Origin of the sequence: Labrys okinawensis, from assembly GCF_047345005.1 — a bacterium.
GTDB classification, from domain to species: domain Bacteria; phylum Pseudomonadota; class Alphaproteobacteria; order Rhizobiales; family Labraceae; genus Labrys; species Labrys okinawensis.
Map to the genome: position 1 here is coordinate 4267908 of NZ_CP178864.1, position 13688 is coordinate 4281595.

At 62.2% G+C, this 13688-nt stretch carries 13 protein-coding genes; 11 read left to right on the forward strand and 2 right to left on the reverse strand.

What is annotated here, in order from left to right; translation table 11 throughout:
- Positions 1 to 133 precede the first annotated feature (133 nt).
- The 5 genes from ACMDCR_RS19975 (at position 134) to ACMDCR_RS19995 (ending at position 3862) form a co-directional block, all read left to right on the forward strand.
- On the forward strand, positions 134 to 433 hold the full coding sequence (locus ACMDCR_RS19975) for a DUF2849 domain-containing protein (RefSeq protein WP_413988291.1): 300 nt from the start codon (positions 134 to 136) through the stop codon (positions 431 to 433).
- On the forward strand, positions 433 to 2100 hold the full coding sequence (locus tag ACMDCR_RS19980) for a nitrite/sulfite reductase (RefSeq protein WP_413988292.1): 1668 nt from the start codon (positions 433 to 435) through the stop codon (positions 2098 to 2100). Before ACMDCR_RS19975 ends, ACMDCR_RS19980 begins: the two co-directional genes overlap by 1 nt.
- Complete coding sequence (locus tag ACMDCR_RS19985; protein WP_413988293.1) at positions 2084 to 2857, forward strand: phosphoadenylyl-sulfate reductase; 774 nt, start codon at positions 2084 to 2086, stop codon at positions 2855 to 2857. Before ACMDCR_RS19980 ends, ACMDCR_RS19985 begins: the two co-directional genes overlap by 17 nt.
- Before the next feature lie 49 nt (positions 2858 to 2906).
- Complete coding sequence (locus ACMDCR_RS19990; RefSeq protein ID WP_413988294.1) at positions 2907 to 3422, forward strand: DUF934 domain-containing protein; 516 nt, start codon at positions 2907 to 2909, stop codon at positions 3420 to 3422.
- A gap of 89 nt (positions 3423 to 3511) precedes the next feature.
- Entirely contained in the window at positions 3512 to 3862 is a 351-nt protein-coding gene (locus tag ACMDCR_RS19995) for a hypothetical protein (protein WP_413988295.1), read from the forward strand.
- Between the two features lie 44 nt (positions 3863 to 3906).
- Here ACMDCR_RS19995 and ACMDCR_RS20000 read toward each other — a convergent pair whose 3' ends face one another.
- A complete protein-coding gene (locus ACMDCR_RS20000; protein ID WP_413988296.1) occupies positions 3907 to 4221 on the reverse strand; it encodes a hypothetical protein in 315 nt (104 codons plus the stop codon).
- 698 nt (positions 4222 to 4919) lie between these two features.
- Here ACMDCR_RS20000 and ACMDCR_RS20005 point away from each other — a divergent pair.
- Positions 4920 to 5750, forward strand: coding sequence for a class I SAM-dependent methyltransferase (locus ACMDCR_RS20005; protein WP_413988297.1), 831 nt, complete (start codon positions 4920 to 4922; stop codon positions 5748 to 5750).
- 45 nt (positions 5751 to 5795) lie between these two features.
- On the opposite strand, the gene ACMDCR_RS20010 is transcribed toward ACMDCR_RS20005, so the two are convergent.
- Positions 5796 to 9266 carry a DUF3971 domain-containing protein gene (locus tag ACMDCR_RS20010; protein ID WP_413988298.1) on the reverse strand — a complete coding sequence of 1157 codons (3471 nt, stop codon included), beginning with the start codon at positions 9264 to 9266 and terminating at the stop codon, positions 5796 to 5798.
- A 294-nt stretch (positions 9267 to 9560) separates the two neighbouring features.
- Here ACMDCR_RS20010 and bcp point away from each other — a divergent pair, with 294 nt between their 5' ends.
- The 5 genes from bcp (at position 9561) to ACMDCR_RS20035 (ending at position 13688) form a co-directional block, all read left to right on the forward strand.
- Entirely contained in the window at positions 9561 to 10034 is a 474-nt protein-coding gene (bcp, locus tag ACMDCR_RS20015; RefSeq protein WP_413988299.1) for a thioredoxin-dependent thiol peroxidase, read from the forward strand.
- Between the two features lie 210 nt (positions 10035 to 10244).
- A complete protein-coding gene (locus ACMDCR_RS20020; RefSeq protein ID WP_413988300.1) occupies positions 10245 to 12347 on the forward strand; it encodes a molybdopterin-dependent oxidoreductase in 2103 nt (700 codons plus the stop codon).
- Positions 12348 to 12367: 20 nt separating this feature from the next.
- Positions 12368 to 12727 carry an MmcQ/YjbR family DNA-binding protein gene (locus tag ACMDCR_RS20025; RefSeq protein ID WP_413988301.1) on the forward strand — a complete coding sequence of 120 codons (360 nt, stop codon included), beginning with the start codon at positions 12368 to 12370 and terminating at the stop codon, positions 12725 to 12727.
- Positions 12728 to 12736: 9 nt separating this feature from the next.
- Positions 12737 to 13105: a nuclear transport factor 2 family protein gene (locus ACMDCR_RS20030; protein ID WP_413988302.1), complete on the forward strand. Its 369-nt coding sequence runs from the start codon at positions 12737 to 12739 to the stop codon at positions 13103 to 13105.
- Complete coding sequence (locus tag ACMDCR_RS20035) at positions 13092 to 13688, forward strand: YdeI/OmpD-associated family protein (RefSeq protein WP_413988303.1); 597 nt, start codon at positions 13092 to 13094, stop codon at positions 13686 to 13688. Before ACMDCR_RS20030 ends, ACMDCR_RS20035 begins: the two co-directional genes overlap by 14 nt.

A 13688-nucleotide genomic window follows, 5' to 3' on the forward strand; every position in this document is an offset into this window, starting at 1 on the left:
ACCCATGGCTTTGATTACAAAGGAGAATTGCAAAGATCATCATAAATTACAATTTTCTGATGTATTGAAATCTATTTGACAAATTGGATGTGAGAACCGATATCGTGGACAAATTCCAATCAGGGTTTTTGCCATGTCGCTCGCTATCACTGCAAATCGCCTCCGGGACGGGCGCGTGGTGTTCCGCACACCGAGCGGGAACTGGTCCCTCAACGTTGCCGACAGCGCCATCGAGCCCGACCAGGCCAGCGCCGACGGGGTGATTGCCAACGTCAACGCCAAGGCCAATGAACAGGACGTCGTCGAAGTCTATGCCGTCGAGATGAACCTCTCCGGCAAGACCCCGCGCCCCACCAAGCTGCGCGAAGCCATCCGTGCGCTCGGGCCAACCATCGCCTACCTGCCCAAGGGCGAGCTCGAGGCCGCCGAATAATGGGTGCCCTCTACCGTTACGACGAGTTCGACCACGCCTTCGTCAAGGCGCGTGTCGAGGAATTCCGCGACCAGGTCGCCCGCCGTATCAAGGGCGACATCACGGAAGAGGAATTCAAGTCGCTCCGCTTGATGAACGGTGTCTATCTGCAGTTGCATGCCTATATGCTGCGCATTGCCGTGCCCTATGGCACGCTGTCGTCGAAGCAGCTGCGCCAGCTGGCCATGATCGGCCGCCGGTGGGACCGCAATTACGGCCATTTCACAACTCGCCAGAACCTGCAGTTCAACTGGATCGCGCTCAGGGACGTGCCGGACGTGCTGCAGGCACTCGCCGATGTCGAAATGCACGCCATCCAGACCTCCGGCAATTGCATGCGCAATGTCACGGCCGATCATTTCGCCGGCGCCGCCGCCGATGAGATTGCCGATCCGCGCATCTATGCCGAGATCATGCGCCAGTGGTCGACGGCCCATCCGGAACTGTCCTACCTGCCGCGCAAGTTCAAGGTCGCCATCACCGGCGCCGAGCAAGACCGCGCCGCCGTGAAGGTGCATGACATCGGCTACCAGATCGTGCGCAACGAGGCCGGCGAGCTTGGATTCCGTGTTTTCGTCGGTGGCGGCCAGGGTCGCACCCCCATGGTCGGCAAGGCCCTGCGCGACTTCCTGCCCGAGGCGGATCTCCTAACCTACACCGAGGCGATCATGCGCGTGTACAATCTCGAAGGCCGCCGCGACAACAAGTACAAGGCGCGCATCAAGATCCTCGTGCATGAGAAGGGGCTCGATACCATCCGCGAGGAAGTCGAGGCCGAATTCGCCCGCATCAAGGATGGCGCGCTCAAGCTGACCCCGGAATCGGTGGCGGCCATGGCGAAATTTTTCCTCGCCGGCCCCTTCGAGGCGATCGGCGCCACGCCGGCGTTCGACGCCGCCAAGGCCAAGGACGCGGCTTTCGCACATTGGGTCTCGGTGAATGTCCATGCCCACAAGCAGCCGGGTTATGGCATCGCCACCATCTCGCTGAAGCCGATCGGCGGTATTCCGGGTGATGCCTCGTCCGAGCAGATGGACCTGGTGGCCGACCTTGCCGACCGCTATTCGCTGGGTGAGATCCGCATCAGCCACCTGCAGAACCTGGTGCTGCCGCATGTGAAGCTCGACGATCTGCCGACCCTGTTTGCGGTGCTGCAGAGCGCCGGCCTCGCGACGGCGAATGAAGGCCTGATCACCGACATCATCGCCTGCCCTGGCCTCGACTACTGCTCGCTCGCCAATGCGCGCGCCATCCCCATCGCGCAGGGCCTGTCCGAGCGGTTCGGCACCCGCGAACGCCAGGCTGAGATCGGCGAGTTGCCGATCAAGATCTCGGGCTGCATCAACGCCTGTGGCCATCACCATGTCGCGGCGATCGGCATTCTCGGCGTCGACCGCAAGGGCGTCGAGAACTACCAGATCACGTTGGGGGGCTCGGCCCGAGAGGATTGCTCGATCGGCGAGTTGGTTGGCCCGGGTTTCGGCGCCGATGACATCGTCGATGCCGTGGAGAAGGTCGTGGATACCTATCTGGGTCTGCGTCTTTCACCGAAGGAAACATTCCTGGAAGCGGTGCGCCGTGTCGGCCTGCCGCCTTTCAAGGAGGCACTCTATGGACAGCGTGCTTGATTACGACAGCGCGGCCTCTCCCGTGGAGAGCCTGCTTGTCAATGGCAATATAGACCCCGAAGCGCAGGCCATCGCGCTGGCGGCGCAATATCATGATGCCGGCGCCCAGGATATCCTGAAGGCGGCGCTGTCGCTCTATGGCGGCCGCATTGCCCTGGTTTCGAGCTTCGGCGCCGAATCCGCCGCCCTCCTCCACATGGTGGCGGAGATCGACAGATCGACACCGGTCATCTTCCTCGACACCGGGCGCCTCTTCAGCCAGACCCTGCTCTACCGCAACGAGCTTGCCCGCCGGCTCGGCCTTACCGATCTGCGCACGGCCAAGCCCCGCGCCGCGCTGGTGCAGCAGGAGGATCCCGACCGGCTGCTCGCCTATCGCGATCCGGACATGTGCTGCTGGATCCGCAAGGTCGATCCGCTCGACACGGCGCTTGAGCCCTTCTCGGCCTGGATTACCGGCCGCAAGCGCCATCAGGCAGCGACGCGTGCAGCCCTCAGGCCCTTCGAAGCCGAGTCCGGCCGCATCAAGGTCAACCCGCTGGCGGATTGGACCTCGCAGGACGTGACCGATTATCTCGACAGATATGACCTGCCGCCCCATCCGCTGGTTGCCGACGGCTATCCCTCTATCGGCTGCATGCCATGCACCAGCCGGGTGGCCGAGGGCGAGGATGCCCGTGCCGGCCGCTGGCGCGGCAAGGGCAAGATCGAATGCGGCATCCATGTCACGCCAGAGAAGTCCGGCAGCGGCATCTGAACAGGATCTTCTATCTATTGGCAAAGCCTGGCCTTATAAGAAGGCAGGCATGGAGGAGGCTCTCGTGGCCCTTTGGAAGAATGGCCAGTTTGAGGCCAACAGCTACACATCGGTCGGCGACGAAGATGTTCTGCCGGATGGCGCAGTAATTGTGTCGCTGAAACGTTTCCTGGCCGAGAAAGACACCCTGGCGAGCCGCAACACTCCGGTCGGCGTCGTGCTGCAGCCGGCGGACAAGATCGAACTCCTGGCCGATGATCTGCCAAACCTCCCCCTGCTCGCCCTCGCTTTCCCGAAATTCGGCGATGGCCGTGCCTTCTCGCTCGCCCGTATCGCCCGCGAGCGCTATAGCTTCAAGGGCGAATTGCGGGCCGTCGGCGACATCCTGTTCGATCGCATCGCCTATATGATCCGCTGCGGCTTCGATGTCCTCGATATCACCAACGCCCCCACCCTGGCGGCTCTGGAGGCCGGCAAGGTGCCGATCTCGCACGAGCACTATCAGCCGACAGGGGCCGACAAGACCAAGAGCGACGCGCTCAAGCCCTGGCGCCGCCGGGCCTGACAGCCCACACAGAACACGGTGGGCGCTGCAAAGGACAGGCTTGCGCCTGCTGCCGTAAGGGACCACACTCCCCGAGAATCGGAGGTATCATGCTCTCGTTCTCGACCTTGTTTCTTAGGGCGGTGTCTTCCGCTCTCGAAGCCAATCACGCCAGCGCCGTTACAATCAGTCATCGCATGCCCATCCTGGCCAGCTTGACCTTCTGGCCTCATCCAGACAGCGTCAAAGAGGCAAACCGGATGGTGATGGAGAAGTTCGAAGCCATGGCGGAGGGTACGCTCGCGGCCTCCCGGCAGATGGTGGATCTCAGTCTGCGGGCCGCCATGGGCAAGGCCGATGCCGAAGATATCGCTGCCGGCATGATGGCGGTTGCGGTTGCCGCCGCCAAGCCCGCGCAGCGGCGCGTACGTGCCAATGCCAGGCGGCTTTCGAAGGGTTGAAGCGGTCCAGCTTTGGACTGAATCACCAAGAATTGCTAAATGCTTCAGGCAGTCCGGTCTTGAACCAGCAACTGCGTGGCTTCTGGCACGGGCCGCACCGGACGCTGCCGTCCCGAAACTGTGGGCTCCGCGCGCTCAATCCGCAGGAAAAGTCCGATCAGATAGCCGAACTCCAGCGCCGTCAGCACAGCAAAGAGTTCAAGCAATAGCCATCCTATGCCAAAGCCGGCGATGCTCATCGAAACCACGCTGCCCAGCGCGACTCCGAAAATCAATAAAATGAAAAGCAGTAGCGGCGCCCACAGGCCGCAGAAGACCCCCAAGATCGCCGCCATGAGGACTGGCCAGACGAAAATCATAACCCTCTCCAGTTATTCTTGCCCTCTTTACGCACTACTTCCCCGCCGAGGCAGCATCACGCGGGTGTCAGTCTCAACTGGCAACAACTGCTCACGGTAAGTTCACCGAGCACGCGCGCCGCGGAGAACCAGACTTTCGATGAATGCATTTACGGCGGGATCAAGAGCCAAGAACACCGGCATCGCTTCCCGCGCAACGCCGTGAGATCAGCAATATGCCTGCGCTGATCGTGCGGCGGCGCTCGCTATATACTTTGTTGCGTTGATGGAACAGGGTTTAATCGAATCAACATGTTCGCGATGTGCTAAAACGCACATCGCGGTACATAAATACCCGTATATCAAGCGCGGTTCTGGCGCTACGCAGTCCGGTGCAGACGGGCTACTGACGAAAGATTATATCGTCGTGCCCCGCTTAGGTATCCTGATATTAGAAAATCGCAGTATGCATTTGGCATTATCTTACGATATCGGTAGGTAGGCCCTTTCCCTACGACACTAGGCGAGAGGTGGTAGTCAATCTATGCGATTGCGCACATTGTGGATGCACTTGTGCACATGCAATTGCTCTCCATTGTACGGCTTCATGTAACATGGTGCAGCGACCGAATTCGGGAGTATGACTCCGCGGCCGGCACCTTGCTCGACCGCGTCCCGCGCCAGGGGCGGCCGGCGCAGTCTTGATCCCGAGTGCCGCCATGACAGCCGAAAAAGTCTCGTTGACCGGAGAGAAACAGACCCTTCTCATCACGCTCTATGGCAAGGGCGAGGAAAGCCGTCTGCCAGACTCAATTCTGCATGATCGCTTCGCCGCGGCTGCAATCGATCGTATCGATTACGATTTCAGCCGGATGAACGTCACCCGCGACATCATGATTGCGCTGGCTCTGCGCGCCCACATCCTGGACCGCTGGACCAGGGCGTTCCTCGCTTTCCATCCCGGTTGCACTGTGCTGCATCTTGGTTGCGGGCTCGACAGCCGGGTCTTCCGCGTCGATCCACCACCAGGCGTGCGCTGGTTTGATGTCGACTATCCCGAGGTGATAGACCTTCGACGCCGTCTCTATCCCGCGCGTGAGGACTATCGGCTGATCGGAACTTCCCTGACGGAGTCCGGCTGGCTTGAAAGCGTGCCGGGGGACCATCCCGCCCTCATTCTGGCGGAGGGGGTTACGCCCTATCTGCCTGCTCACGCCACGCTGCCGTTGCTCGACCGTCTCACGGCGCATTTCCCAGGCGGGGAACTTGCTTTCGATGCCTATAGCCGGCTGGGGCTGCGCATCATCCGCAAACAGCCCTTCGTGCGGGCCACCGGCGCCCAGCTGCATTGGAGTGTCGAGGACCCCCATACCATCGAAACGGCCATTCCGCGCCTCAAGCTGATGCAAGACCTGCACGCCTATTCGCCCGAAGGCTACGACCCCCGCCAGATCGTCCGGATGACGAAGGCCACTCGCGCCGCCATCTGGCTCTTCCAGGTCATCCCGGCGCTCGGCAAGGTTGGCCGGCTGCTGCGCTTTCGGTTCTGACGGTCGCGCTCGACAACTTCCGTCAAATCGCAAAACGCCAGAGTCTCAGTCCGTCTGCTTCTGGAACTCGAAAATCTTGCGCAGGAAGCCCGGGGCGATGGCGGATAGCGGATTCACCGTCAGCACGGGCGCGCTGGCCTTGCCGGCGACCTTGAAGTTGATGGCGAACACGCCGCCATATTTGCCACCCGCCAGGATCTCCCCGAGGATCGGTATCTTGCCGAAGATGTTGTTGAGCGCATAGGCGGGCACGAAGGTGCCGATCAGGCCGACGCGATCGGCACCATAATCGATGTCGCCGGAAAGGCTGACGCCGACATCTGGCCCCCAGACCACGGAGTCCAGGATGCCGATTCGCGACGCCGTGCGCGTGAAGGAGAGCTGCAGCCTGGTGAACTGGGCCGAATTGCTGTTCACGGCCAGATCCGCGGAGGCCTTGCCGGAGTTCCTCAAGGTCGTGCGGTATTGGCCCAGTGCCGGCTCATTCTCGACGGCAAAATCGCGCATGATCAGATTGCCGCGCATATTGTCGATCACCGGTGTCACCCGGGCCGAGAGGCTGCCGCTCTTGAGATGGGTGTAGTAGTCCAGAAAGCGCATGACGGCGCCGGCGTCCGTAGACTGCGCATCTATGACATTGGAGCCGTCACTGGCAGTGTTGACGTCGGCGGTGAGTTGCCCCCCGCTATCCGAGGTGCCCTTGAGATCGAGCTTTCGGATGGTGGTGCCCTTGCTTTCAAGCGCGAGGGAGAAATTGCTGAGCGTCTCGTCGTTGAAGCCGATGATCTTGTCGATCTTGATATCAGCGCTGAGGCCGGCATTGGCACTGCTGGTCTTGGCACGCTTCTGCAACGAGGCGAGTAGCGGGCGGGCGTCGAGCTGGTCGCCGCGGATATAGACCTTCCAGCCATTGGCGGCCGGTTCGAACGACCCTTGGAAATTGTCCCCCGGCGACAGGCGGATGGTGCTCATTACTGCCTTGCGCAGCTTGTTGTCCGCGGTGAGCGCCACGCTGCCGCGCAGCGAGACGGGCCCGTTGTCGACAACGATATCCTCGACCGTCCCCCCCCCGCCCCGGTCGGCGGGATCCCAGGTGAAACTGGCGCGTGCGGGCTTGCCGGCCGGCTTCTGCCAGCCGGGCAACAGGTCCTTGATGCGTGCGGCAGTAAGGTCGAGATCGATGTCGTAGCGCGGGTCGCTGACGTTGTCGGTAGGACGAATATCCGCCACGATAGGACCGCTCAGCGCATCGCCGAAATCGATCCCCTTCTTCTTGCGGGTTGCATCGTCGAGCGTGACGTTGAGGGCCATCTGCGCTTCATGGTCGGCGGCCTTGCGCATGTCGATCGTCGCCGGCAGGCCGCCAAAGACCGCCTTGCCGGTGAGCAGCACCAGACCGGGTTCAATCGACAGCTTCATGGTGCCATTCTCGAGCTTGCCGCCGGAGACATGGTCCATCGACATGTCCTCCACGCCGCCCGTGACCGAATAATGCACTTCACTCGGCTGAGGGTGGTCCTCAAGCGGCATGTCGAGCTTGACGTCGAGGTCGGCAGTGCCACCAACCCCGTTCGGATCGATCGCCACGCCCTTGACCGCATCCGACAGAGGCGGCTGCGTAAGGAGCTTGGCTACCGCGCGCGAGGGACCGTTCACCGAGAAGCTGACGATCTGCTCGGGCGGCTTGGGCGCGAAATCCGGGATCGTGTAGGACCCCTTCTCGATCGAGAGTTCGTCGCCGTCACCAGTGTCGACACTGGCGCTGTCAACGGCCACATTGAGGCGGCGACCGCTGAAGGTAACCTTGGCTTCGACGTCGCTGGCGGGAGGGAGCGTATCGATAACCTGCACGTTGCCCTGGGAGATCGTGGCCTCGCCATGCATCGCCTCGTCGGGCAAGGGCGGCGTCTTGCCATTGACGGCCACCAAGGCGTCGCGCGGAATTGTGAGCGTCAGGCTGGCACCATCGAGCACGCCACCCTTGATGTGGTCTTCCATCCAGGCCTTGGCCAAAGGCAATGCAAAGACCGGCCAGACGCGCGTCATGGCCACGGCGGGCAAGGCCTTGGCATTCAGCTGCAGCCCGATGGCCGGCGTCTTCCCGCCGAAGACGACGTTGCCGGTGAAATCCATGGCGATGGTGGGGCCCACCGCTCCGCCCTTGTCGAGGCTGAGGCGGTTGGTCGCGGGATCGTAATGTCCCTCGGCACTGATAAGATCGACCTTGAGAGGCGGCTGCTCGGCGCGGCGGCCTGCAAGCAGGACATTGGGCGCGGCCAGGTGGTAGGTCCACACCTGCGCGCCCTCGGCCGACGGCGGGGCAATCGTGCCCTTGAAATCGATGATGCCCTCGCCGGCCTTGACCATGGCACTGTCGAGCCGGACGAGGCGCGCCTGCTTGTCCCAGTGGAGGCTGATCCCAGCGCTGTCATAGACGAAGGGGTCCGCCTTCGGATCGAGCGTCCACACACCTCCTTTGCTGGTGACGTCGGCCTGCGCCATCTCCAGCGTGCCGTCCGCATCGATGCTCGCGCGCGCCAGAACGTCGAAGGAGGCGGTTATCTCCACTTCCTCGGCTCCTGGCGCGAACGTCCTGACCAATTCCCTCAAGATGAGGTTGCTGGCCTTGACGTCGATGGTGCGAGGATCATCGCCGGTACCCGCGATGGTGGCATTGACGGTGCCGCCCCCGGCGGCGAGCGCAACCGAAAGCCCGCCCGCCATCGCCGTGCGGCGGATGGTGAGATCGATGTTGCGGTGGGTGATGTCATGGCCGAGCGCCTGGTCGTGGATGGCGAGCGTAGCGTCCTTGAGCTCGATCGTATCCACCGAGCCGGCGGAGGCAATGACAGCATCGAGTGCATTGATCACGGCGACCGGCGAAAGCGCCTCACCCACCGGCTGCTCGGCCGTCTGCACCCCTGGGCGCAAGGTGAACTTGCCGTCACGGCTGACATAGGCCGTCGCCGCCGCTCCCTCCACCACGATCGAGCGTGGCGCGACCGTGCCGGCCAGCAATGAGGCCGTGTCGAGGCCAATTACGATGCGCGGCGCAGAGGCGACTTCGGCCGTGTTGTCCAGGATGGTCACGCCACTGATGGTCGCCGTCATGCCGCTGTCGCGGCGCTCGAGCGTGACATTGGCGATGTTTATCCGATAGCCCGGCGGCATCTTGGCGGCGATGGCATCGCGCACGGTCTGCGTGATGAAGGGCATCGACATCGGCTCGCCAGAAAGACGCCAGTACAACAGGCCCGCCCCGGCGCAGAGCACCAGTACAAGGCTCAGCATCAGCGAGACGCATCGCCGCACCACGATCGTACCGAAGCTTCGCCTGGGCCGCCCAGAGCGCATGAGCGAGCGTACGCGCTCTTCGCGGGCGGCGCTTTCCTGCGGCATTTCCATCGCGTGGGCATGGTCCGGCGCGGAACGATCAACGACCGCAGCTTCATCCACCGGCTTTTCAGCCTCCGGCACCTGCTTCTGCAACGCGTTCTGGACGTTCTCTTGCCTCAACGATTCGCCAGCCTCTTTCGCCCGCCCCTTCGCGCTCGCAAGTGCGAGAGGGGCACCTCACCATTCATCTCACTTGGCCGCTAAAGAGAAACTGCAGCAAGATAGAGACGCAAACATTTGAAATGACGCAACTTTCCTGAAGCCTTGCCAACCGCCGATACGCTGGACAAACCGCTGTCCCAGACCACGAGCACACTCAAGCGTGAACATGAGGGCACAAACGGTCTGGACCGTGCCTGTCATGACCCATACACGATTGTGCTCTCACCCGCCATTTTGTCGAAAGGAAGGCATATGCAACCGCTCCAGGCCGGACAAGCCGCCCCCGCCTTTTGCTTGCCGACGGCCAATGGAGGCACGGTCAGCCTTGCCGATTTCCATGGCCGCAAGCTTGTGGTCTTCTTCTATCCGAAAGCGGATACGGAGGCTTGTACGCGCGAGGCCGTCGATTTCTCCGGCGCCAAGGCTGCATTCGCTGCTGCTGGCACCGAGCTCCTCGGTGTGTCGCACGATCCGATCAGGAAGCAGCAGAAATTCGTGTCCAAGCATGGCCTCAGCACCACCATTGCCTCAGACGAAACGCTCGACATGCTCAACGCCTATGGCGTGTGGGGCGAGAAGAGCATGTATGGACGCACCTATCTCGGCATCGAGCGCACGACGATGCTGATCGACACCAAAGGCGTCATCGCACAGGTCTGGTCGAAGGTGCGCGTCGCCAATCATGTCGCCGAGGTGCTGGAAGCCGCGAGAGCGCTGCCGGCCTGACTGTCGGGACGCCCCATCCTCAAGCAGGGGCATATACGGACACTGCCGGCCTCCACTTGGCCACTGTCATTGCCGCATATGAGTGCCAACGTCAGCCCTCCCGCCATTCGCTGCATGAATGGATCCATCAATTCTCGCGATAGTCGTACGTGGCACTGGCGTTCGCGGGCCCGTGCCCGTAAATTAGCCGCGCAACATCAAGAGCTTGATATGAACAGACCGCTCGGCCCGATCCGCAGGGCCTCCGCCTGCCCGCATGATTGTCCCTCGACCTGCGCGCTGGAGGTGGAGGTGCTCGACCGCAACACGATCGGTCGCGTCTACGGCGCTGCAGACAACAGTTTCACCAAGGGCGTGATCTGCGCCAAGGTCGCGCGCTATGCGGAGCGCGTACACCACAAGGACCGCCTGCTGCATCCTTTGATGCGCACCGGCCCCAAGGGGTCGGGCCAATACAAGCGGATCGGCTGGGACGAAGCGCTGGACCGCACGGCGCAGGCCATGCTGGCAGCGGAGCGCGATTTCGGCGCCGAAAGCGTCTGGCCCTACTACTATGCCGGCACCATGGGCCTGGTCATGCGCGACGGCATCAACCGACTGCGCAATGTGAAGCGCTATTCGGGCCAGTACTCCACCATCTGCACCTCGCTGTCCTGGGCCGGCTACCTCGCCGGACACGGCCGCATGGCAGGCGCCGATCCGCGCGAAATGGCGCAGTCGGACTGCATCGTGCTGTGGGGCACCAATGCTGTGGTGACGCAGATCAATGTCATGACCCATGCTGCCAGCGCCCGCAAGAAGCGCGGCACGAAGATCGTGGCCGTGGATGTCTATGACAACGCCACCATGCAGCAGGCCGACGTCAAGGTCATCCTCAAGCCCGGCACGGACGGCGCGCTCGCCTGCGCCCTCATGCATGTGCTCTTCCGAGACGGTTATGCCGACTGGCCCTATCTCGAGAAATTCGCGGATCATCCCCGTGAATTCGAAGCCCATCTTGCCACCCGCACGCCCGAATGGGCTTCGGGGATTACAGGCCTGCCGGTGGCCGAGATCGAGGCCCTCGCAAAGCTGCTGGGCGAGCGCCCGAAGACCTTCTTCCGCCTCGGCTACGGCTTCGCCCGTTCACGCAATGGCGCGGCCTCGATGCATGCTGTCAGCGCCATCCCCGTGGTGATGGGCGCCTGGCAGCATGAGGGCGGCGGCGCGCTGCATTCCAATTCCGGCATGTTCGGCTGGCGCAAAAGCCTGATCGAGGGCCTCGACGCGCGAGATCCGAAGGTGCGCCAGCTCGACCAATCGCGCATCGGGCCCATCCTCACCGGCGATGCGGAAGCGCTGTGGAACGGCCCGCCCGTGAAGATGCTGCTGATCCAGAACACCAACCCACTATCCGTCGCGCCAGACCAGACGTTGGTCAGGCGGGGCTTTGCCCGCGACGACCTCTTCACCGTGGTGCATGAGCAGGTAATGACGGATACGGCGAAGATGGCCGATCTCATCCTGCCGGCGACCATGTTCGTCGAACATGATGACGTCTACCAGGCCGGCGGCCAGCAGCACATCCTGCTGGGCCCGAAGCTGATCGAGCCGCCGGGCGAGTGCCGCAACAATAACGAGGTAATCACCGCGCTCGCGACACGCGTTGGCGCCGAGCATCCGGCCTTCTCCCTGGAGCCGCGAGAGTTGATCGATCGCACGCTGCAGGCGTCCGGTCACGGCACTTTGGCCGAACTTGAGGAGAAGCGCTGGCTCGACGTGCAGCAGCCCTTCGAGAAAGCGCATTTCCTCGATGGATTCGGCTGGCCGGATGGCAAGTTTCGCCTGAAGGCCAACTGGCCGAAGAATCCCTATTCTTCGCCCGCCAAGTTCGGTCCGGTGCATGACATGCCGGAGTTTCCCGACCATTGGACTTCAATCGAGCTGGCGGATGAAACCTATCCCTTCCGCCTCACCACCAGCCCGGCACGCAATTTCCTCAATTCCAGTTTCACGGAAACACCGACCTCGCTGGCCAAGGAGGAACGGCCGACGGTGCTGATCCATCCGGAAGACGCGGCGGCACGAGGCATCTGCGAGGGCGACAAGGTCGAGCTCTCCAGCCTGCGCGGCAAAGTGAGGCTGCATGCCAAGGTCTTCGCCGGCCTGCGCCAGGGCGTGCTGATCGCCGAATCCATCTGGCCGAACGCCGCATACGAGGACGGCAAGGGCATCAACACGCTGACCGGCGCCGATGCCCCTGCCCCGGTCGGCGGTGGCGCTTTCCATGACAACAAGGTCGCCATCCACAAACTTCAGGCGCTCGAAGCTTAGCTCCCATCGCTGCTAAGAACATGACCTACGAGGAATTCAACGCATTCTGCGGCACGCTTCAGGCTACGAGTCATGTCGTCCAATGGGGCGGGTCGCATGTCTGGAAGGTCGGAGGCAAAGTCTTTGCCATCGGAGGTTGGGAGAGCGATCAGCCAAGCTACAGCTTCAAGGTCAGCGAGCTCTCCTACGAAGTGCTCAAGGAACAGCCCGGGTTGCGACCTGCTCCCTATCTTGCATCGCGTGGCATGAAATGGATCCAGCACTATGCCGGACCCGGACTGAGCGATGACGAATTACGAAATTATCTCTGCCAATCCCATCGCATCGTCTCGCGCGGTCTCACGAAGAAGAAGCGAGCGGAACTTGGTCTGCCTTTCTAGGAACCAATCATGGATAATCTCGCTACCGAAGCCGTGATCGCCGGCCAGCTTGCTGCCTACAATGCTCGCGATATCGAAGCCTTTATGGCTTTCTGGCACGAGGGCGCCGAGATCTTCGAGCATCCCTCAACCCTGCTGGCAGCCGGCGCTGCCGACATCCGTGCCCGTCATCTCGTCCGCTTCGGGGAACCCGACCTGCATGGCGAACTGATCGCCCGGACGTCCGTCGACAACCTTGTGGTCGATCGCGAAATCGTCACTCGCAATTTTCCCCAAGGGCTGGGCACAGTCGATGTGATCGCCATTTACCAGGTGGAAGGCGGCAAGATCGCCCGGGCCTGGTTCAAGATGGGAACGCCGCACATTGGTTCCAGCTAAGACAGACCTGCCGATCCTGGCGTTCGCAACAGCGGCGAAATTTGAGGAGTGGCTTGCCTTTCAGTCGGCGCAAAGCCCCGGCCTGTGGGTCAAATTCGCCAAGAAGGGCTGCAAGACGCCCACGGTCTCCAAGCCGGATGCCATCGATGTCGCCCTCTGCCATGGCTGGATCGACGGCCAGATCGAAAGCTTCGACGAGGATCATTTTCTCACACGCTTCACACCGCGCAAATCTGCAAGCATCTGGTCGGAAAACAATCGTAAGCGCGCCCTCGTTCTTGTCGAGGAAGGTCGCATGCGAGCGGCCGGGCTCGCGCAAATCGAGCAGGCCAAGGCGGATGGACGCTGGGAGAAGGCCTACGCTCCACAGAGCAAGGCCGAGATCCCCGAGGACCTCGCCGTTGCCCTCGCCGGCAACGCCAGCGCGGCCCGCTTCTTCCAAACACTCAGCGGCGCCAACCGCTATGCGATCCTACATCGCCTGCACAATGCCAAGAAACCCGAAACGCGGGAACGAAAGCTGGCGCAATTCATCGTCATGCTAGAGCGCGAGGAAACGATCCATCCACAAAAGAAGGGCTGA

What these genes read in the sequence shown, in the direction of transcription:
- ACMDCR_RS19975 (WP_413988291.1), top strand. Translation starts at nt 134, where the DNA reads ATGTCGCTCGCTATCACTGCAAATCGCCTCCGGGACGGGCGCGTGGTG.
- ACMDCR_RS20005 (WP_413988297.1), top strand. Translation starts at nt 4,920, where the DNA reads ATGACAGCCGAAAAAGTCTCGTTGACCGGAGAGAAACAGACCCTTCTC.
- ACMDCR_RS20025 (WP_413988301.1), top strand. Translation starts at nt 12,368, where the DNA reads ATGACCTACGAGGAATTCAACGCATTCTGCGGCACGCTTCAGGCTACG.
- ACMDCR_RS20030 (WP_413988302.1), top strand. Translation starts at nt 12,737, where the DNA reads ATGGATAATCTCGCTACCGAAGCCGTGATCGCCGGCCAGCTTGCTGCC.
- ACMDCR_RS19980 (WP_413988292.1), top strand. Translation starts at nt 433, where the DNA reads ATGGGTGCCCTCTACCGTTACGACGAGTTCGACCACGCCTTCGTCAAG.
- ACMDCR_RS20020 (WP_413988300.1), top strand. Translation starts at nt 10,245, where the DNA reads ATGAACAGACCGCTCGGCCCGATCCGCAGGGCCTCCGCCTGCCCGCAT.
- ACMDCR_RS19995 (WP_413988295.1), top strand. Translation starts at nt 3,512, where the DNA reads ATGCTCTCGTTCTCGACCTTGTTTCTTAGGGCGGTGTCTTCCGCTCTC.
- ACMDCR_RS19990 (WP_413988294.1), top strand. Translation starts at nt 2,907, where the DNA reads ATGGAGGAGGCTCTCGTGGCCCTTTGGAAGAATGGCCAGTTTGAGGCC.
- ACMDCR_RS20000 (WP_413988296.1), bottom strand. Translation starts at nt 4,221, where the DNA reads ATGATTTTCGTCTGGCCAGTCCTCATGGCGGCGATCTTGGGGGTCTTC.
- ACMDCR_RS19985 (WP_413988293.1), top strand. Translation starts at nt 2,084, where the DNA reads ATGGACAGCGTGCTTGATTACGACAGCGCGGCCTCTCCCGTGGAGAGC.
- bcp (WP_413988299.1), top strand. Translation starts at nt 9,561, where the DNA reads ATGCAACCGCTCCAGGCCGGACAAGCCGCCCCCGCCTTTTGCTTGCCG.